Genomic DNA, 20,773 nt, shown 5'->3' on the forward strand with positions numbered 1-20,773 from the left:
CCGCGAGGTTGGTGACGATAAACAGAAAACACGTTTCATGACTTTTGTTCCGATAATGAAAAATTGGAAGGGCGAATTGTACCGTGACTCTCGCCGGTGCTGTTGCGCTTCCTTTGCCGCCTGGTCGGCAAGAACTGGGGACAGAAATCAAAAAACAACCTGCTAGGCCTATTTTGAAGTCTTGACTACCGCTGTTGCCATGGAAAACAACGAGTTAGCCACGATTGCCGGAACAAAAGTTTCAAGGATGCCCCATTCGATCTGCTGCGGCTCACGCGATGGGCGTAGAAGCTGGCGAGCACCAGTGCAGCCGACATCGTCCAGAACACCGGCATCATCCCCAGCGCTGCACCGACCGCACCAAAAATCAGCGGCATCACTGTTTGGCTGCCATTGATGAGTGTGGTGCGCAAGCCAAGTGCTTCCCCGGCGCGACCGGGCGGCGCGGACTCGTGCAACAGCGTCAATATCATCGGCTGCGGTGCGCCGAGCCCCAAGCCGAGCAGGAACATCAACGCCATCATTGGTGCGATGTCCGAAATTATCGATGCCAACGCCGGAGAGTATCGGCGCGATGAATGCCGAGGTGGAAAATCCGAGCGCTACATAACTGAAATTCACCGCGCGATCTTCCGGTAGCGATAGTTCCCCGACTGCATGGTATGCCGCCACATTGATCAGCATGAACGCGACGCCGACGATCACACTGGTCGCGTAGAGCACCGCCAAGCCGGGAAACAGGAAAGGCAGCATCGTGCCGATTCCGACCATCGCCGACCCGAGCAGTAGCGGTTTTTCCATGCCCGCCCGGTCGATCCAGCGTCCTGCCGTGACCGATAGTAACGCCGGCAATAATGCATACATGGCCACTAGCACGCCTACCGTGAGCGCCGAGGCGCCCTGGTGGATGGCATAGAGGGTCACCGTCACGCGACTGCCGCTGAAAGCAACGTGGTCGAGAACCATGAGGATGATGATGAGGGGCAGGGGGCGCATTGTCGGGGAGGGCGGTATGGCGTTAAGTTGGCGATTGGCGGCCATGCCTACCTCAAGACGTGGAGGCGTCCTGAACATCGCCATTGCGACGCCCAGGGAAGTAATGATTATGCCGACAATCGAAATGGCGGTCGGCACGACGCCAAATACCAGGTATTCCATGGCGACGGCGAAGATCGGCGGCAGGTACATCATGCTGGTCACGCGCGTCGCTTCGCCACGCCGCATCAACGTATGCAATGCGTTGACCCCGAGTATCGACGCGAGTATGACCAGAAAAGCAATTGCGCCGAGCAGCGGCCAGGACCAGTTGATCCGGGCGCTCTCAAAAACGATACTTAGCGGCACCAGGACAAGAAGAGATGCCGCGAACTGAATGAGCGCGCCGCTGCGTAGATCGACGGTCGGACAGAAGCGCCGCTGATACAGCGTGCCGGCCGTGAGTGATACGAGTCCGGTGATCACCGCAACCAGGCTTCCGAGGGTAATGGCGCGAATGTCGATCTTGTGCCAGACGATCAGCGCCACGCCGGCGAAGCCCAGCAGGATGCCGATCCATTGCCGACGCGTGGGCCGCTCGCCGAACCAGCCAATAGCAATCAGCGCCGTGGCGAGCGGCTGCAGCGCCAGGATCACTGCGGCGATACCCGCCGACATGCCGAGATATTGCGCATAGTGGGTACCGGACAGGTGAATGGCGTGCATCAGCAGTCCGGCGATGACGATGTGGAACCATTCGCGACCCGATTGCGGCCACGGCGGCTTTATCCATACCATGAGCGGGATGAGACAGAACAGTCCAAAGGCGAATCGCAGCGAAAGAAAAGTAAATGGCGCGGCGTACTGGATACCGATTTTGGTGGCGATGAATCCCGAACCCCAGACGATGACGAAATACCACGCCAGAAGCGCGTCAGTGCGGTGAGAGGCGGAAATATTCAAGCGATCATGCGCCGGAGGACAAACTCAAGCACTGGTGCGGCCCGCAGGCCACAAAGCCGCTAAACGCCTCGCCAGTGCTTGAGTTTGTGCAGGTGGCGATGGCGCATTGAACAATGACCCAATGGCCTCACAGCCCTCCTTACGCACCTTGCTTGCGATCCTGGCGAATCATATCGCTCGCATGCTCGGCGATCATTACGACGGGTGAGTTGGTGTTTCCGGAGGTGATTGACGGCATGATTGAGGCATCAACGACACGCAGTTGCTCGATGCCATGCACGCGCAAACGCGCATCAACTACGGCCATGGCGTCGCTCGACGGCCCCATTTTGCAGGTACCCACCGGGTGAAAAATGGTCGTGCCGATATTGCCGGCGGCGCTCACCATCGCTTCATCGCTTTCATATGACGGTCCGGGCAGGAATTCTTGCGGACGATACTTGCCGAGTGCGGGGGCGGCGGCAATCCGCCGCGTCAGTCGCAGCGAATCAATAGCGACACGGCGATCGCTGTCGGTCGAAAGATAGTTGGGCTGAATCACCGGGTACTGGCGGGCATCCGCGCTCTGGATGCGCACATAGCCGCGACTGTCGGGACGCAAATTGCAAATGCTTGACGTAAACGCAGGAAAGGGATGCGGCGGATCGCCAAATTTATCGAGCGACAACGGTTGCACATGAAACTCAATATTGGCTGACGTCATCGCCGGATCCGATTTCGCAAATGCACCGAGTTGCGAAGGCGCCATGGTCAATGGGCCGGTGCGAAACAACGCGTATTGCAGTCCCATGCGCGCCTTGCCGAACCAGCTATTGGCCTGCTCATTGAGCGTTGGCACACCATGAACCTTGAATGCCATGCGCAGTTGCAGATGATCCTGCAGGTTTTCACCGACACCGGGCAAATCGTGGCGGATATCAATGCCATGCCGTTGCAGCAGATTGCCGGGCCCGACGCCAGAAAGCTGCAACAACTGCGGTGAATTGATGGCGCCGGAGGCGAGAATGGTCTCGCATTGCGCATCGGCGACGAACTCTTCATTTCCCTGCACGAATTCGACCCCATGCGCACGTCGCACACCATCTCGCGTGTTGAGGATGATTTTCTTCACCAGCACATCGGTGAGTACGGTCAGATTAGGCCGTTGCATCACCGGCCGCAGAAATGCCTTGGACGCACTCCATCGAACGCCGGTGCGCTGATTGACCTGGAATCGGGCGGAACCGAAGTTATCGCCGCCATTGAAATCCGCGATCTTGGGGATGCCGCATTGCTCGGCCGCGTCGCGCCACGCATTGAGAATTTTCCAGTCGAGGCGCTGCTCTTCTACCCGCCATTCACCACCGGCGCCATGAATGTCGCTGCCGCCGCCGTAATGATCTTCGGTGCGTTTGAAAACCGGAAACACATCGTTCCACGACCATCCGGGATTGCCCAGCGCTGCCCACGCATCATAGTCGCGCGCTTGTCCGCGCAGGTACAGCATGGCATTGATTGACGAGCACCCGCCCAGCACCTTGCCGCGGGCGTAGAGGATGGACCGTCCGTTCAGGCCGTCGCAAGGTTCGGTGCGATAGCACCAGTCGGTGCGTGGATTGCCGATACAGAAGAGGTAGCCAACGGGAATATGAATCCAGATCCAGTCGTCCTTGCCGCCCGCTTCCAGCAGCAGCACGCGCACCTCGGGATCGGCTGAAAGACGATTGGCGATCACGCAGCCTGCCGTGCCGGCGCCGACGATGACGTAATCAAAAATCCCGAAGGATTTGGTCATGGCAATTTGAGGGTTTTCTTGGTATTGTGCCGTTAGAATAGTGCCACAAACCGCAACGTACGGAAAATCAGGATGCTTGATACGCATCGCTGACACAAAGCTGGAGGACGCAATTTGGACCTGTTTGGAAAGCTGACGAAATGGTGGGGTACTCCGCTACCACGTAGCGTGTTGCTGCTTTCGATAGCGATCCTGCTGTTCACTTTCCTGTTGCGGGTCCCGACAAAGGATCAGTCAATCCTGGGCGTGCTGGAACGGATTGCCTTCGATCAGCAAATGAATTTCATGCGCAAGTTTTACCCGCGCGACGCCAAGGTGGAGCCAGTATTGATCGGTATCGATGAGGCGGCCGAGGATATGTTCGAGGAACCGCTGGCGTTGTGGCACCGGCATTTTGCCAAGACGCTCGATGCGCTGGTCATCGCCAAGCCTGTCCTGGTCGGCATCGATATTCAGATGCCGTCCCGATCGTTCAATAAGTATTTGCCTGGCGGCGATCTTGCCCTTTTGCGCAGTCTGCATGCGCTCAAGAGTGCGCTGCCGCTGGTGGTAGTTCACACGTTTGATCGCGCCGGAAACCTGGCGCCGATTCATCCGGCCTACCTCGGGCAGCTCGGTGACGAATCCTTTGCCATAGATCGGGTTCTGGAAGACCGCGATAGTACTGCGCGGCGTTTTGCCGAGCGCGAAATTATCAAGGAAGGTTCGCTTCCGCCGTTCGCGGCCTATATCGCACGACTGCTAGGCAAGGAACCTGGAACAGGCTACATCGATTTTTCGGTGGGTGGCGAAATCAACTATGTACCGATGCAACAAGTGATTGGCTGGCTGGAAAGTGGCGACGTTGGCGAGTTGACACGAAGATTTGCCGGCCGGGTCGTGCTCATTGGCTATGTTGCCAAATCGCAGGACCGCTGGGCGCTACCTGTTCCTCTATCGCCTTGGGAGCGCGACACAAAAGGGGAGTTGATACTGAAGCAGCCGGGAATCGTGGTGCACTTTCAGACGCTGCGTAGTATGTTGGGTGATGGACTGCTGCAGCCTATTTCGTTGCTTTGGCAGACATTGATTTACGTGTTATTGCTCGGATTCGTGTTTGTGCCGTCCAATCGCCGCACTTACTTTCTTGCCGTGGTGATCGCGCCCCCCCTGTTTTTTTCCATTTCAGTGATCTTGATCACAGCGCACATCCTCATTCCCGCCCTAACATTCCTCGTATTGTTGTGGATTGCGGTGGCAGTTGGCGCGGCAGCGGATGGAATGCAGACGTTGCTGGACAAGAATCACCTGAAGCAGTCGCTAAAGGGAAGCGTTTCTCCGGCGGTGCTACAGGAAATTCTGGCGGGCAACCTGTCGACGGGTGTTTCGGCAAAAACGGCGGAAATATGTGTGCTTTTCAGCGATATACGAGGTTTCACCGGGCTGTCGGAAACGCTATCTCCAGAGACGGTCACCGACTTGCTGACACGCTATTTCGATCGCATGGTGGCTTGCGTACACCGCTATGACGGCACGATGGATAAGTTCATGGGCGATGGCATGATGGTGTTGTTTGGTGCCCCGCGCAGCGTCGGCAATCCCTGCATCAACGCCGTCAATTGTGCGCTGGATATGGTGGAGGCGTTGACAAAATTGAACGAGGAATTTGCCGCGGAGGGATTGCCGGACTTGAAGATTGGAATCGGCATAAACTATGGAAAAGTCGTGGTTGGCAACATTGGCTCGACGGAACGGCACAACTATTCGGCCATTGGCGACGCGGTCAATGTGGCGTCGCGGGTGGAAGGTTTAACCAAACGGCTGGGTGCACAGATTGTGTTGACGGGCGCCTTGAAGGATAAGTTGGGCGATGCTTTTGAGCTGACCGATTTTGGCGAGCAGACGATTCGGGGGCACAGCCCCATGCGCCTTTGGGGGGTAAGTACCAAAGGATTAGTAACAAAGGCGGGTATTCCGCCCGTGGCAGACGCGCGTTAGTGGCATCGGTAATGTATTTTCGGGAGACGATGATGAGAGCAAGGTTTCTATTTTCCGCAGTCGCCATATCCGCGGCGGCGCTTTCTGTGCAGGCGCAAACCGGCATTGCGTTTATCACCGACGTCAAAGGTGAAGCCGGACTGGACGCGGGCAAGGCGTCGCTGATGGCGGAGATCAAGAAAGGCGCGCGCATCAATTGCGTCAGGGAATGCGCGGTGGGTGTGATGTATTTGCTTTCTGGCAAGGAATACGTCCTCAAGGGCCCGGGCGATTTCCTGGTGGGTGATGATGAGGTGACCGCCAAGATCGGAGCGCCGCCAACGGTGCGCGAAACAAAGTGGAAAGTGTCTTCACAGGTTGTCGCGCAGGCCTCGCAGGCTTCAAGCGCCTCGATCCGCATGCGTAGCCTTGGATCCGCCAAGGCTGAAGTTTCGATGCCTGCCGAACGATTGCTGTATCCGCGCGATACCAATGTCGCCACGCTTCAGCCGGCGTTTCGCTGGACTTCCGCGAACGCGAAGGGACCGTTCGAGTTTGAACTCAAGGCAAGCGGTAGCGCAAAGCCGCTCTACAAAGCCAAAGCCGGCTCGATGAATGTCAACCTTCCGGGCAACATCAAGTTGCAGCCTGATCTGGAATATAGCTGGGCGGTCAAGTCCGGGGCGACCTACATCGGCATGACGAGTTTCAAGACTTTGCCTACGAGTGCAATTGATTTGGCGCAGAAACGCAAGCCAGATGAAAAGGCAGCTTTTTCTGATTGGTTGCTTTATGGGCTGACATTGAAAGAAGTCGGCGCCGATCAGGATGCCAGTGAGGTTTGGGGGAGGCTTGCCAAAGACAGGCCCGATCTGCCGGAACTTGCCGCACTCGCCAGGTAGGCTGTCCGCGCTCGCGAAAACGGCGTTCCGACGGGGTCGGCGCGCCGTTTTGCATTCTGCAAACGGCTTAGGACGCTTTTTAGATGGCTCGGTGTTGTCTTTTGGGCAATAATTGGGAAAAGAAAATAGTTGTTTATGCGCGCTTTGCTTCTGAAATTCGTTGTTCCTCGTTTGTACCGATCAGGATGGCGCCTGACGTTTGCGCTCGCCTGTTTGGCGTCCGTTTCGGCATATGCTTACGATGATCGTGTCGCGCTGGTCATCGGTAACGACAGCTATATTAACGAGCCACTGAAAAACGCCGTCAACGATGCCCGCGCCATGCAAAAGGTGCTGCAGGACCTCGGATTCAAGGTGTTGTTCAAGCCGAATGCCGATATACAGACCATGCGCGCGGCCGCCGTGCAGTTTGCCAAGCAGATGGATGGTGCGTCCGCGGCGGTCTTTTACTATGCCGGACATGGAATTCAATACAGCAACAAGAACTACTTGATCCCGATCGATGCCAAGCTGACCGCCGAGCAGGAAATCGCCTATTTCGCGCTCGAGGTGAATCAGATACTCGATAGCATGGAAGAGGCCAAGGTTCGTCATAAGTTCATCATTCTCGATGCCTGTCGCAGCAACCCGTTTCGCAATCTGAGCGTCGCCAGCGGCCTTGCCAAGAGCGCCCGTGTGCCACCGGGCACGACGATTTCCTATGCGGCGGCAGCCGGCGCCATTGCGTTGGACGGCGACGGCGAGAATGGCCTCTATACCAAGCACCTTGTCAGGGAGATTCGCATTCCGGGGCAGACCGAAAGCACCGTGTTCGCCAACGTCGGCTCCAACGTCGCCCAGGAGAGTAACAGCCGGCAAAATCCGGAAAACCAGTCGACGGCGTCGCCACGCGGGGCTTTCCTGTTTGCCGGCGCGAACCTGGCAAGCGTGAGTAACGGTGGGATTTCGGGCGATACCAATGCGTTGGTAGACAAGGAGTTCTGGTCCAGCGTGAAAGACAGCCGCAAGGTCGAAGACTACGAAGCGTATCTTTCGCAGTTTCGGACCGGGATATTTGCGACCCTGGCGCGCAATCGCATTGAGAACATCAAGCAGGAAAGATCCCTGCAACAAGTTGCCATCGCGCCGTCTTCCCGCACGGAGGCAGTTGCGCAACGGGTAATCGTTGCAGATAAAGCTCCAGAAGTTTCGACAAGGCCCATGGAGTCGTCCGCTGCGCCGGTGAAGTTGACGGCGCCGCAAACCATCGTCACAACTTCTGCTTCGCCCGCTGCGGTACCTGCTGCTGCACCCGCGTCGTCTGCTTTCAACACAGCGAATGCCGTTGATTCACAGCCCATTCGGCTGGCAAGCGCCGCGCCGGCAATTCAGACCAGCGAAGTGCGCGGGATGGAGTCAAAACCGGCTGCGCCGGGGATGTCCCTCCCTGCGGCCGCGGCATCAATACCCGCATCCACGACTGCGCCAGCGGCCAATCACGTGGCAGTACTTTCGCCCGAGCAGAAAACGTCACTGCCACCCCCACCGGCTTTTCCGAAAATACTGTCGGGCGCGCTGGAATTTGCCGACGGTGCACGATATGTCGGGGGGTATAAAGAAGATCAGGAGAAGAATCAGACGTTGCATGGGAGGGGCGAGTACATTTCCAATGCATTCCGGTATGAAGGCGAATTTCGTGACGGAAAAAAGCAGGGGAAAGGCGTCTACATCTGGGCAAATGGCGACAAGTTTGATGGGGAATTCGCCAATGACCAAGTCTCAGGCAAGGGTAAATGGGAGTTTGCGAGCGGCGATGTCTACGAAGGGGATGTCTTGAATGCGATCATGGCAGGCAAGGGCGTTCTGGTCACAAAGAGTGGTGACAAATACGAAGGCATGTTTGCTGATGGCAAACCGCACGGACAAGGTGTGTACATTTTCGCCAGCGGCGACAGGTTCGAGGGCAGCATGGCGGCGGGGAAAATGGCGGGCAACGGCGTCTACGTCAGCAAGAGCGGTGACAAGATTCTTGCGCCGTTTATTGACAATGTTGCGCACGGTGCCGGGACGTACGAATTTGCCAATGGCGACCGTTATGTCGGCCAAATCCAGAATGGCCTGCTGACCGGTAAGGGCAAATACTTTCACTCCGACGGGCAACGCTCGGAGGGCAGCTATGTGAACGGACTTCTCAACGGTGACGGTAAATTTTTTTACAACAATGGATCAATGTTCGAGGGAACCTTTGAAGGCGGGTTCAAACGTGCAAAAGGGCTGATGATCCAGAGTGACGGCAGCAAGCGCAAAGCCGTCATTGTCAATGGCGAAACGACTTTTCCCGAAGGCTGACTAGTGCAAGTGCCATCTGTGTCAATCGGCTGCCTGTGAGTATTAATCTGGGCATTGTCGCAGGGACCACCGGGACGGTGACCATCATCGTGGGCGACGAACATACCGCGCCACGCATCGGCTCCGGCCAGATTCACGTTCTCGCCACGCCAGTCATGATCAATCTGTTTGAAGCCGCTGCCTTGGCCGCGTGCGAGCATTTGCTTCCTGCAGGGCATCAAAGTCTCGGCACCCATCTGGATGTATCCCATATTGCCGCTACCCCTGTCGGCATGCGTGTGACCGCGACTGCTGAAGTCATGTCGGTTGAAGGTCGCACCATTAAATTTCGCCTCAAAGCTGAAGATGAACGTGACGTCATCGGCGAGGGCACGCACGAGCGCGTGGTGGTGAATGTCACCAAATTTGATCTGCGGGTACAGGAAAAGACTGCGCTGATCAGGCGCTGATTCCCGGCGCCGCCCGATTACTGATCGCAGGCAATTTCCGAAAAATTGTCGTGCCTAACGCCGTAACTCTAGCATTGGCGGGGTTCGCAGGCGAATAATGGCCCGAAAGGCCCGTCCGTGCTAGGGTTTGTGCTGAATATGCGGGACATGCGCTGCAACGAGCTCGCTTTGTTGCCGCGAAAGCACCTCGCGAATTTTCGGTAGCGCGGCACGCGCAGCCGCTTCGCCGCGCTGGATGCACATTCGCCGATATTCTTCGCTGATACCCGCGTAATAACCCAGATCGGGGTGAATCAGCACGTCCGCGTATACCGCCTGGTTCGCGACTTTTGCCGCGCGTGCACGGTCTCGCGTCGCCCAGTTTGCAGGCGCCTGCGTTGGAATGGCATGCACATATGCCGACACGTCCACGGCAATCACCATCCGTGCGCCGAGTTCGCGCGCAACGCGGATCGGAACAGGTTCTGCCTCGTCGCCATCGTGATATTCCACGCTGCGGATTCGCACCGGCGCAAATTGCCCCGGTGTCGCGCTTGATGCGCGTACCGCGGCGGCGGTGTTGCCACGATTGAATATGGTCAGCGTGTTGTTGCCGAGAATTGATGCCGTCACCGCCAGCTTTCGTCTGAATCCCTCGAGTGGCTTGCGACCGGTGCGTTCATTGATAAATGCCTCAATGGCGCCGCCGTCGCCCGCCAAGCCTCTCGTTGAGATGCCAATGAATCGCTTGGGGTCAAGGTCGAGTGCGATCTGCTCGATCGCGGCGGCTGGCATGTGATCGGCATAGAGCGCGCCGATCATCGCGCCCACACTTGCGCCCACGACCAAGTCGGCTTCGATGCCGTTTTCCTCGAGCACTTTGAGGACGCCGATATGCGCGAAGCCGCGCGGTCCTCCAGCACCAAGAACCAGCGCAACGCGCGGCCGTTCCGCAGCGTCGTAGGGTTCAAAGGTCGGCGCGTCAGGTCCGTTGTATTCCGCGATGCCACCAACGCAACCCGCGAGCAACGACGCGAGGACACCTGCACGAATGCAATCGCCCTGCTTGCACGTGAGGCCGATTGCACGCATAGTGGCAAACAATTTTTTCATGACCAGAATCTACCATGCCATCCATCAGTAACCAATACGACGCCGTCATCATCGGCGGCGGTCACAACGGACTCGTTTGCGCCTGCTATCTCGCCAAAAAAGGATTGAAAGTGCGGGTGCTGGAACGCCGTTCCATTGTCGGCGGCGCGGTGGTGACCGAAGAGTTTCATCCCGGATTCCGCAATTCGTCGGCGAGCTACACCGTGAGTTTGCTGAATCCCCTGATCATCCACGATTTGAATCTGGCGCAACACGGATTGAGGATCGTCGAGCGGCCATTTTCAAATTTTTTGCCATTGGGCGATCGCGAGTACATCAAGGTTGGAGGCGGGCTGGCGGCCACGCAGGCCGAAGTGGCGCGGTTTTCACGGCGCGATGCGGATCGCCTGCCTGAGTACTACGCGATGCTCGATCGGGTTGCAGCGGTATTGAAAGACTTGCTGCTGGAAACACCGCCGAATGTGGGCGGCGGGATTGCCGACGTGTTGCGGGCCTGGAAAGTGGGCAAGCGTTTCAAGTTGCTCGACATGACGGCGCGACGCGACGTACTCGACCTTTTTACGAAAAGCGCGGGTGATGTGCTTGATCAGTATTTCGAGTCCGGGCCGATCAAGGCCTGTTTTGGATTTGATAGCGTCGTCGGCAATTTTGCATCACCGTACACGCCAGGTTCCGCGTACGTGCTTTTGCACCATGTGTTCGGCGAGGTAAACGGCAAGCCCGGCATTTGGGGCCACGCGATCGGCGGCATGGGTGCGATCACGCAGGCGATGGCAAAGGAGGCGATTGCGCGCGGGGTTGAAATCTCGGTGGACGCACCGGTGGCGCGCGTGGAAGTGGTCGATGGCAAAGCCAGCGGCGTGGTGCTCGGAGATGGTACCCGCATTGCAGCGAAATGCGTGGTCTCGAACCTGCATCCGAAGTTGCTATTCCAGTCGCTGATTCCGCCGAAGGATGTGCCGGCCGAATTTGCCCAGCGCATTGCCGCGTACAAATCGGGGTCGGGAACATTCCGCATGAATGTGGCATTGTCGGAATTGCCGCGATTCAGTTGTTTGCCGGAGCCGGGACCGCATCTTTCCTCGGGCATTATCATGGCGCCATCGCTCAATTACATGGAGCGGGCGTTCTTTGACGCAAAGACATTTGGGTGGTCAAGGAAACCCATTGTGGAAATTCTCATTCCGAGTACGGTGGACGATTCGCTCGCGCCAAAAGGCCAGCATGTCGCGAGTCTGTTTTGCCAGCATGTTTCGCCAGCACTTCCTGATGGTCGCAACTGGGATGACCACCGTGATGAAGTTGCCGATCTGATGGTTGATACGGTTACGCAATTCGCGCCGAATTTCAAAGCCAGTATCATCGCGCGGCAGATTTATTCGCCACTGGATATGGAGCGCACTTTTGGACTGATTGGCGGCGATATTTTTCATGGCACGTTATCGCTGGATCAGTTGTTCAGCGCGCGGCCAATTCTGGGATATGGAAATTACCGGACACCGATCAAGAGTCTCTATCAGTGCGGGGCAGGCACACATCCCGGTGGCGGTGTCACCGGCGTACCCGGGCACAATGCGGCGCGGGAAATCATCAGGGACAGGTAGTTGTTCTACTTCCAGTCGGGTTTGCGCTTTTCCAGAAATGCCGCCACGCCTTCTTGCGCGTTCGGCTGCATGAAATTGCATGAAATCGTCGCCCCTGCATCCTGGTACGCGGCTTCAATGCCTGTTTCCATTTGCCGGTAAAGCAATGCCTTACCCATCGCCAACGCGTCGCGCGGCTTGGCTTTGAGGTTTTCCGCGAGCTTCAACGTCTCTGCCCTCAAAGCCTCTGCCGTGACCACCCGATTCACCAGTCCCCAGGCGAGTGCGGTGGCGGCATCGATGAATTCACCCGTCATCAGCATTTCCGCTGCGCGCTTGCGCGAGATGGTTCGCGACAGCGGCACAGCGGGAGTCGAGCAGAACAATCCGAGATTCACGCCTGAGACCGCGAATTTGGCGTGTTCCGCCGCGACCGCCAGATCGCATTGGGCGACCAACTGGCATCCTGCCGCCGTCGCCATGCCTTGGACTTCAGCAATCACCGGCACCGGCAGATGGGCAATCTTGAGCATCATGGCCGAGCATTGCTGGAAAAGTTGCCGTACGAAAGTCTCGTCCCCGGCGGCCTTCATCTCTTTCAAATCGTGCCCCGCACAAAAAGCGCTGCCGTTCGCGGCGATGACGAGTACGCGCACGTTTTCGTCCCCTTTGATTTGATCCAGCGCCGCATGCAGGGCTGCCAGCAGGGCAGAGGACAGGGCGTTGTATTGCTTTGGCCGATTGAGCGTAAGGATTGCAATTCCATCATTAATTGTAATATTAATCATGGGGTTATCGATTGAATCTAATATGTCCATGGCTGTTGTCCGGCGCGAGATTGTCTGTGGAAATGATACCCCACCTGCGGGAAACCTGTTGCAGGGTGAGGCACGTAGGTGGAGCACACACAAAATTACCCAAATGTGCGTTATGACACTGCCGGCGTCGTAGCCGGCGCGTAGCATCTGGCAAACACGCGAGCACATGTCGTCCAAAGGGGGGCCACGGGGAGTTTACAAGTGCTGGTCAAGCGAATAATATGTGCTGCTAGAATTTAAAAATAGACTTTTCCTTTGAAATCAAAAACAAAGGAAACAATCTTGACGCGGTTTAACAACGTCCGCCTTTGCGGTTGTGTGTTCGCGACGGTGGCGCATCTCGACGGTTATGCCCATGATAAGAAAATTCATTTTGCGTGGATGGTCTCCGCAGTTGGTGAGGCGCCAGATTCCCTTGCTTGGCGTTGCATTGAGTGCTGCCTTTTCATTGGCCGCACTGGCTGCGGGCAATCCCAAGCTCCTCATGGATGCGCAGCAATTGCTGGACGCCGAAAACCCCAAGCAGGCTTACAAGATTCTCTTTGACGAGCAGAAGCATTATGCCGACGACCGCAAGTTCGACTACTTGCTCGGCGTGGCAGCGCTCGGCAGCAGCAAGATCGAGGACTCTATTATTGCCCTGGAGCGCGTGCTGGCTGCCAAGCCGAGTAACGCCGAGGCCTCGATGTATTTGGGGAAGGCCTATTTCCTGGCGGGATCAATGGATCTGGCCGAAGCGACATTTCGGCAGTTGCAACGAAAAAATCCACCGCCACTGGCGCGGGCAACCATCGACCAGTATTTGCAGGCAATCGCACAGCGGCGCGCACAAGGCAAGCGCGCCATCTATGGCTACGGCGAACTGTCGCTGGGCTATGACAGCAACATCACTGGCGTGCCCTCGGATTTCACCGCTGCCGTGGTATCTGCTTTCAATATTCCCGGCATCGACCCGACCGGTAACTCGATCAAGCGCAAGGCGGCATATATGGGCGCGGCCGCCGCCGTGGATTACGTTCAACCATTCAACGCAACCTGGTCCGGGGTGCTGGGCGCGGAAGCGCGCGGCCGGGCCTATCGCCATGAAGGCGCATTCAATTCCGTGTTGGGCGATGTGCGCGGAGGCGTTGCCTGGAATAGCGGTGTTCATGGAGTAAAGGTCAGCGCCGGTTACAGCCAGTTCAAGCAGAAGGGCGACGCACCCGGCGACCCGATGCCGACCAACGATCGCAAAATGACCACGCTCGGCGGCGACTACCGCTATGCATTGTCCGAACAACAGCAGTTGAATGTTGGTCTGAGTGGGTCGCGCGTGAGATTTCCGCAGAACGACATAGAGGATTTTGATGCGGTGGCGGTTTCTGCCGGGTGGCAAAGACAGTTTACCGGTAGTGGAATGCCGGTGATGCAGGTCAGCGGGTATTACAGTCGGGACGAGGCAGTGCGCAAGCTGGCTGATGGGGTATCGGATAAATCCAAGCACGTCGGTGGATTGCGCAGTTATTACCAGTATTCACTGTCGGAAAAATTGTCGCTGTTCAACGGCCTCGGTTTCACCACGCGCCGCGATCAGAGTGCATTTGCACGCGCGACGCAAGTTGAGTTTGGCCGCGACCAGCTCACCGATATCACGCTGGGTGTGAATTGGCGCTTCCAGCCGAAGTGCGCATTGCGCGCACAATGGTTTGGTTCTCGCAACGATTCCAACATCGCCATCTACGACTACACACGCAACGAGATGTCGTCGAACATCCGCTGCGAATTCATGTGATTTTTTAGCCCACGCCCGATGAGCACGAATATGGGAGTTTCAAACATGCAAGTATCCAGATTCCTCAGAACCCACCCGGTGCGCCCTATCGCGCTGGCGGTAATGGTCTTGGCTATCGCATCGCTTTCGGGAGCGTCCGGTGCGTCGGCAGAGAGTGGACGGTTTACCTTTGTGATCGGCAGGGTAGAGGTGCAATCGCCCGGCAGCTCTGTTCCCGTTTTGGCGAAGCCGGGAACGGAAGTGAATCGGGGTGACACCATCATCACTTATGCCGATGGAATGGCACAGTTGACAATGGTCGACGAAGCGCGCCTGTCCCTTCGGTCGAACTCACGTTTGCGCGTCGAAACCTATTCGTCACGTGGAGAGTCGCAACCTCCCACTTCGCTACTCAATCTGCTACGTGGCACATTGCGGGCCTTTACGAGCGCGCTTACGTCAAACAAGGACAACTACAAAATGCGTACCGCCGTTGCCACGGTGGGCATTCGCGGATCGGGCAACGTTCTCAATCAGTCGGACGACGACTCCACGACCACGAATCACACCATCGAGGGCGAACACAGCATCACCGCTAACGAAGGCAATTTTCCGCCGGTGTTCACACATCCCAACCAGACTGTTCAGGTCATCAGGGGGCAGGCGCCGAAGTTCATCCCGACGCCACTGTTCATGCTGGATGCCGGCAAGACCATGGTGGGTTCGGGCGATACCGACAGCGCGCCCGGTACGACAGGCGACGACGGACAATCGCGTGGAGTGGGTAGTTTCCCCGGTAGCGGCGCGGCCATCGTTGGCGGCAACGGCCTTGGTTTTCCCGATACTAATGTGAATGCCGGAACGGATCCCATCAATCTGCAGAACATTGTGATTGCATCAAATGGTACGGCGTTTTCCGATCAGGCCGCACCTGAACAAATCCGCCTCGATGCGGGCGCCCTGCGTGCTTACAGCGCCTATGCGGGGGCACAGAGCGGTACCTCAATCGATATCAAGGGCGGCAACGTTGCCGATTTGCAGACCATCATTATCGACGGTGGCATGACCATCGTACTTGGACGCTGGACCGGCGTGAGCAGCCTCGCGTTCAGCGGCGGCAACGGTTATGTTGGCGCGGGCGGAATACATTGGGGCTATGGCGGCACTGGATTTCCCGCGTATTTGTCCGATGTCCTTACCGGCACCGTCTCCTATACGCGCGTCGGAGCGACCACGCCAACCAACCAGTTGGGCACGACCGGCCAACTTGTGAATACCATCCTCGACGTCAATTTCACTTCACGTACCCTGAACGCAACACTTGGCATCACCATGCCAACAGCGGGCGGCACCAACGGTGGCAATTGGACCCTGCAGGCGACAAATGTGCCTTTCGCGCTGAATTCATTCATTGCGTTTACCGGTGGTGGCGGCTTGACCGTCACCAACGGTACGGGGCAAAGTTCGGCGAGCAACAGCGGGTTAAGCGGCACTATCGACGGTAGTTTTGTCGGTTCCACATTGAATGGCGCGCTGGTGGGTTATGGATTCGTCGATCAAACCGGCAGCGGCTCAGCTGGGTTTCAGAGCGTCAGCGGGGTTGTGGCATTCCAGGGGCCTTCGCAAAACGCCGCCGCGCAATATCGTGACGGCCTGGTCTCCGATCCCAATGGCGCATTGAGTGGTGCGAGCTATATCCGTAGTTATGCAACCACCAATCGCCCAGAGGAAGTTTCGGTAGGCGATCAGGGACGGGTCACGGCGTTCACGGCGCCATATGTCGCAGGGAATCACCTTGTCGGGCACGTGAACTATGCACAAGGCACGTCCACCATTGTGGACAACGGATTCGATCCAACAACCGGTCTGGTTTGGGGTCGTTGGTCCGGTGGCGCGGCAACCATTGGCGGTCAGAGCGCCAATCTGACGAATAGCAGCCTTCACTACATCTTCAGTCCGACGCAAAACGGCCCTGTATCGTTGCCGCTGACAGGCACGGCGGTGTATGACGTGGTCGGCTCCACGCGTCCGACCGATGGCGCGGGACACACCGGAACGATGAATGCCGCGACCCTTGCCGCCAATTTCAGCGCGCGAACGGTGGATACGTCCGTCAACATCGGCATCAACGGCCAGACCTGGAATGGCGCGGCTACTGGCGTGCCGATCTATCGCGACCAATATTTCTCTGCGTATGGTGGCGGCAGCATAGCCGGCGTGCCACGACCGTCGCTGCTGACGATCACTTGCGCGCCAAACTGTACACCAGCCCTGCCGACCGGCAGTCTGGATGGATTCTTCACCGGGCGCACTGGCAGCGGCGCAGGGGTGATGTACAACCTTGGTGGCAATGCGGGTGCGATTGCATTTGCGAAGAGGGGCAGGTGAGTGCGTGAATCGTGACTTCGAACCAGTGCAATGTTCACCGCGTGTGCTTGACAGCAGTATGAAACGCCAGCATTGGCGAGGGTTACAGGCCGAAATGCCGCTGTGAGCCGCTTCAGTGCTTGAGTTTGGTATGAGAGTAACTTGCCCGATTGCGGCGGACTGAATACGCAAGGAATAATGATGAGGTTTCATTCGACTCAAAAGGATGCATCGATTGCCCGCATTTTGTGGTGTGCGCTCACGGCGCTTGTTCTTGTCGCGATTGCCCCGCTCGCATTCGCACAGCAGGTGATCGCGCCGGCGACGATCAGCTTTGGCAATGTCCCGCTGACCGTGCCCGTCACGCAGACTGGCACGTTCAGCAACAATTCGACCTTTCAATCCGTCACCATTACGGCGCTCTCGACGTCGGATGCGCGCTTTGTTGCTGTGGGTTCGGGGGGCACGCCGTGCAATGTTGGAGCAGTGCTGAATTCCGGCGTGAGCTGTACCTATGCGCTGACGTTTACGCCGACAGGCACGGGTGCGTATAACAACACCACAACGGTGGCATACGACCTCGTCGGCGTACCGCAGACGCCTTTGACGCAGGCGTCCAACGGCACGGGATTTCTGTTGCCGTCGTCATATTCCCCGCCATCGCTCAGCTTTGGCAACGTGCCCTTGACGCTCGCGACTTCGCAAAACTTCACGTTTACCAATGACTCCAACACGACGCCACCGTACTCAACGCCGTATACCATCACCAGTTTTACCACCACGGGGCTGGGTTTTACGGCAGCTGGCAGCGGCGGCAATCCTTGCGCGGTAGGTCTGGTTCTTGCTCCCGGCGCGAGCTGCGGCGGGACGGTGACATTTCAGATCGGAGGAGCTGGGGCGTCCAATGGCACCACTACCATTGGATTCCTGACGGGGCTCGGTGCAAATCCGCCTTACACCCAGTCCATAGCGAGTTCGGGTCTCGGTTTTGTGCCACCGTCAACGCTCACGCCGCCATCCATTTCGTTTGGCAACGTGCCCGTCGGACCCGTCACACAGAGTTTTTCATTCACCAATACATCGAATGGGACGGCGTTTCCGTCGACCTACCTGCGCTTGGGGGGGGGGGGGCCGTGGAATCGGTCTCACGCTTGCCGCAGGGGCCAGCTGTGGCGTCACGGTTACGTTCACTCCCGCAGGAGTGGGAGCATCCGGTGGATCAACCACGATAGGATTCCTGGCAGGGCTGGGCACCGATCCACCTTATTCGCAATCAGTTTCATTGTCCGGCATCGGCGTTGCGATCCCGGTGGTTACCATCTCAGGTGTGACCACCTTCCCGAATACAAACCTGGGGTCATCGAGCGCATTACAAACCATCACGATCACCAATAGCGGTGGCGCAATACTCACGCTTAACAGCATCACACATAGCAATGCAAGCATCTTCCCTGATACCACCGGCGGACCGCCACCGAGCTTGGTACATTGGTGCGGATTTGGTTCGGTCGCCGGTGGCGCACCCAATACCGGCTCGCCAATCAATATTGCCCCGGGCGGCTCTTGCGCGCTGAATCTCATTTTTGCGCCCAATGCGATCGGCCCGCTGACCGGCACCATCACCATCAACTCCAATGCGACACCCGGCACGGACACGATTACCGTCACCGGTACAGGCACGGGTACTGCGCCAGTGATCCCCGTTAGCACGCCGCCAAATGGTGTGGTCGGTGTGCCCTACGCGTATACCTTCACCGCGACGGGAACAGCACCGATTACATGGAGTATCGCCACAGGCACTTTGCCACCTGGCGTTACGCCGAGCCCGACGGGCTTGTTCAGCGGCACGCCCACCGCCGCGGGGTCATTTACGTTCACGGTGCAGGCAGCTAATGGCGTGTTGCCCAATGCCACGCAGACGGTCACGATTACCATCGCTGCCGCGCCGCCACCGTCGATGTCGGTGAGCTTTGCTCCCGCGAGCGTATTGCCCGGTGTGAACGCGCTGATGACGCTGACGCTGAGCAATACCGATGTGAGCTCGGCGTTCATCTCAAGCGGCAGCGTCAACATCCCTGCGGGCCTGACAGCGACGGCACCAGCGACAAATACCTGCGGCACATTTGGCAGCGTAGGCGGCGGCGTGTATTCGTTCGGCATGGGCTTTGTACCGGCATCGGGCAGTTGCACCATCGACATCACCGTGCAAAGCGCCACCCCCGGCACCTACACCGCGACCATCAATCCCGGCGCACTGACGGCCGGGGCCGGGGCCAACACCAACACCAGCAGTGCCGCGCTGACCGTGACCGCCGCGCCGACTCCGGCCGTGACCCTCGCGCCGCCGACGGTTGCCTTCGGTGCCCGCACCATCAACACCACCAGTCCGGTCAGCAGCGTCACGCTCACCAACAGCGGCACGGCCGGCTTGAACATATCCAGCATCACTGGCAGTGGTGATTTCGGCTTCACCACCACCTGCCCGATCCTGACCCCGCCGCTGGCGCCAACCGGCACCTGCGGCATCGACATCACCTTCACCCCGCTGACGGTCGCGGCTCTGAGCGGCAGCATCACCATCACCAGCAATGCCCCCGGCAGTCCGCACACCATCGCCCTGTCGGGAACCGGCAGCGCCGTACCTGTTCCTGCCGTCACCCTGAGCACGACCAACCTGAACCTTGGTAATCAACCCATCAACACCGCAACGGCGGTCCAAAGCATCGCGGTCACCAATTCCGGGTTCGCCACACTGGTGATCAGCAGCATCACCAAGACCGGCAGCGGCGCCTTTACCCGCGTCGTTCCGGGCAGCCCCAGTCCTGATTGCAACGCCAGCGTCGCGCCGCTGACCACGTGCTACATCAGCGTGATCTTCACCCCGACAGCACTCGGTGCCGCGGCCGCCCAGATCAACATCGCCACCAATGCCACCGGCTCGCCGCATCTTGTAAACCTCACCGGCAGCGGCGTCCCGGCCGCGTCACCGGCGATCAGTGTCGCCAGCAGCCTGGCCTTCGGTGACCAGATTGTCGGCACCAGCGCCACGCAGGCGTTGACCATCTTCAGCACCGGCAGCGCGACCCTGAATCTCTTTGGCACCATCGGCGGCACGGACGCGCGCAGTTTCGCGACCAGTGGCTCCTGCACCGCCATCGCGCCCGGAGCGAACTGCGTGACCAATATTATCTTTACGCCGTCCAGCGTCGGCAGCAAGACCGCACAACTGACCATTGTATCGGATGCATTTGGCCAGCCGACCACGACAGTCAACCTGACCGGCAACGGCATTCTGGCGCCGGGGCCAATTGTCGACATGCCCGTGACGGCCATTGGTTTTGGCAATGCCATTTTGGGCGGTGCGACGGCCAGCCAGGTGGTGACCATCAAAAACACCGGCGGCTTGCCCCTCAATATCCAGAATATCTACGCCGCGGGAGACTTCATCCAGATGAACAGTTGTCCGGTCAGTCTGGCCAGTGGCGCGAATTGTCTGGTCAATGTCCTGTTCAGTCCGTTGGGCATCGGCAACCGGACGGGTGAACTGGTGCTCGTGACGAACGCGCCGGGCAGTCCGCAACGGATACTGCTGTCGGGCACCGGGTGCCGGTGGTTCAGTCAGGCACAGAGCCGGTACTACCTCACCGCATGCGGGCAATAGATATTAGGGTGGGAAAAGCTGCCGTACCGTCTGCCAGTCGAATTTGCCGGTGTGGCAGTAGCGTCAATGCAAGTCTGTTCGCATGTCAGCATTGGTAATTTGGTGGAACACCAGCGTTGGTGCGGTTTTCAGGCCGAAAAGCCTCCAAAAGGCTC

13 protein-coding genes are annotated in these 20,773 nt (G+C 58.0%); 9 read left to right on the forward strand and 4 right to left on the reverse strand.

Annotated features, from left to right (window positions below; all coding sequences use genetic code 11):
- Positions 1-168 precede the first annotated feature (168 nt).
- Positions 169-1,938, reverse strand: a complete 1,770-nt coding sequence (locus tag IPP88_07760) for an MFS transporter (GenBank protein MBL0122621.1) — start codon at positions 1,936-1,938, stop codon at positions 169-171.
- Positions 1,939-2,077: 139 nt separating this feature from the next.
- Entirely contained in the window at positions 2,078-3,712 is a 1,635-nt protein-coding gene (locus tag IPP88_07765; protein MBL0122622.1) for a GMC family oxidoreductase N-terminal domain-containing protein, read from the reverse strand.
- Between the two features lie 114 nt (positions 3,713-3,826).
- On the opposite strand from IPP88_07765, the gene IPP88_07770 reads away from it, so the two are divergent.
- From IPP88_07770 to IPP88_07785, 4 genes are all read left to right on the forward strand, one after another.
- Positions 3,827-5,689 carry an adenylate/guanylate cyclase domain-containing protein gene (locus IPP88_07770; GenBank protein ID MBL0122623.1) on the forward strand — a complete coding sequence of 621 codons (1,863 nt, stop codon included), beginning with the start codon at positions 3,827-3,829 and terminating at the stop codon, positions 5,687-5,689.
- A 32-nt stretch (positions 5,690-5,721) separates the two neighbouring features.
- Positions 5,722-6,570 (forward strand): hypothetical protein, encoded by an 849-nt coding sequence (locus IPP88_07775; protein ID MBL0122624.1) that lies wholly within the window; start codon positions 5,722-5,724, stop codon positions 6,568-6,570.
- 135 nt (positions 6,571-6,705) lie between these two features.
- On the forward strand, positions 6,706-8,898 hold the full coding sequence (locus IPP88_07780; protein ID MBL0122625.1) for a caspase family protein: 2,193 nt from the start codon (positions 6,706-6,708) through the stop codon (positions 8,896-8,898).
- Between the two features lie 155 nt (positions 8,899-9,053).
- Positions 9,054-9,347: a thioesterase gene (locus IPP88_07785; protein ID MBL0122626.1), complete on the forward strand. Its 294-nt coding sequence runs from the start codon at positions 9,054-9,056 to the stop codon at positions 9,345-9,347.
- Positions 9,348-9,467: 120 nt separating this feature from the next.
- Here the strand turns inward: IPP88_07785 and IPP88_07790 are convergent, their stop codons facing one another.
- Positions 9,468-10,439 carry a patatin-like phospholipase family protein gene (locus IPP88_07790; protein MBL0122627.1) on the reverse strand — a complete coding sequence of 324 codons (972 nt, stop codon included), beginning with the start codon at positions 10,437-10,439 and terminating at the stop codon, positions 9,468-9,470.
- Between the two features lie 23 nt (positions 10,440-10,462).
- On the opposite strand from IPP88_07790, the gene IPP88_07795 reads away from it, so the two are divergent.
- Positions 10,463-12,043 (forward strand): NAD(P)/FAD-dependent oxidoreductase, encoded by a 1,581-nt coding sequence (locus IPP88_07795; protein MBL0122628.1) that lies wholly within the window; start codon positions 10,463-10,465, stop codon positions 12,041-12,043.
- Between the two features lie 5 nt (positions 12,044-12,048).
- Here IPP88_07795 and IPP88_07800 read toward each other — a convergent pair whose 3' ends face one another.
- Positions 12,049-12,840, reverse strand: coding sequence for an enoyl-CoA hydratase (locus IPP88_07800; GenBank protein ID MBL0122629.1), 792 nt, complete (start codon positions 12,838-12,840; stop codon positions 12,049-12,051).
- Positions 12,841-13,195: 355 nt separating this feature from the next.
- On the opposite strand from IPP88_07800, the gene IPP88_07805 reads away from it, so the two are divergent.
- From IPP88_07805 to IPP88_07820, 4 genes are all read left to right on the forward strand, one after another.
- Positions 13,196-14,611: a tetratricopeptide repeat protein gene (locus tag IPP88_07805; protein ID MBL0122630.1), complete on the forward strand. Its 1,416-nt coding sequence runs from the start codon at positions 13,196-13,198 to the stop codon at positions 14,609-14,611.
- 45 nt (positions 14,612-14,656) lie between these two features.
- Complete coding sequence (locus IPP88_07810) at positions 14,657-16,978, forward strand: FecR domain-containing protein (GenBank protein ID MBL0122631.1); 2,322 nt, start codon at positions 14,657-14,659, stop codon at positions 16,976-16,978.
- Between the two features lie 180 nt (positions 16,979-17,158).
- Entirely contained in the window at positions 17,159-18,352 is a 1,194-nt protein-coding gene (locus IPP88_07815) for a choice-of-anchor D domain-containing protein (protein MBL0122632.1), read from the forward strand.
- A complete protein-coding gene (locus IPP88_07820; GenBank protein MBL0122633.1) occupies positions 18,267-20,618 on the forward strand; it encodes a choice-of-anchor D domain-containing protein in 2,352 nt (783 codons plus the stop codon). The genes IPP88_07815 and IPP88_07820 overlap by 86 nt, the downstream gene beginning before the upstream one ends.
- Positions 20,619-20,773 lie beyond the last annotated feature (155 nt).

Source organism: Betaproteobacteria bacterium (genome assembly GCA_016720925.1).
In the GTDB taxonomy this organism is placed as follows: domain Bacteria; phylum Pseudomonadota; class Gammaproteobacteria; order Burkholderiales; family Usitatibacteraceae; genus UKL13-2.

What these genes read in the sequence shown, in the direction of transcription:
- IPP88_07815 (MBL0122632.1), top strand. Translation starts at nt 17,159, where the DNA reads ATGAGGTTTCATTCGACTCAAAAGGATGCATCGATTGCCCGCATTTTG.
- IPP88_07790 (MBL0122627.1), bottom strand. Translation starts at nt 10,439, where the DNA reads ATGAAAAAATTGTTTGCCACTATGCGTGCAATCGGCCTCACGTGCAAG.
- IPP88_07780 (MBL0122625.1), top strand. Translation starts at nt 6,706, where the DNA reads ATGCGCGCTTTGCTTCTGAAATTCGTTGTTCCTCGTTTGTACCGATCA.
- IPP88_07785 (MBL0122626.1), top strand. Translation starts at nt 9,054, where the DNA reads ATGATCAATCTGTTTGAAGCCGCTGCCTTGGCCGCGTGCGAGCATTTG.
- IPP88_07800 (MBL0122629.1), bottom strand. Translation starts at nt 12,840, where the DNA reads ATGGACATATTAGATTCAATCGATAACCCCATGATTAATATTACAATT.
- IPP88_07810 (MBL0122631.1), top strand. Translation starts at nt 14,657, where the DNA reads ATGCAAGTATCCAGATTCCTCAGAACCCACCCGGTGCGCCCTATCGCG.
- IPP88_07775 (MBL0122624.1), top strand. Translation starts at nt 5,722, where the DNA reads ATGAGAGCAAGGTTTCTATTTTCCGCAGTCGCCATATCCGCGGCGGCG.
- IPP88_07765 (MBL0122622.1), bottom strand. Translation starts at nt 3,712, where the DNA reads ATGACCAAATCCTTCGGGATTTTTGATTACGTCATCGTCGGCGCCGGC.
- IPP88_07805 (MBL0122630.1), top strand. Translation starts at nt 13,196, where the DNA reads ATGATAAGAAAATTCATTTTGCGTGGATGGTCTCCGCAGTTGGTGAGG.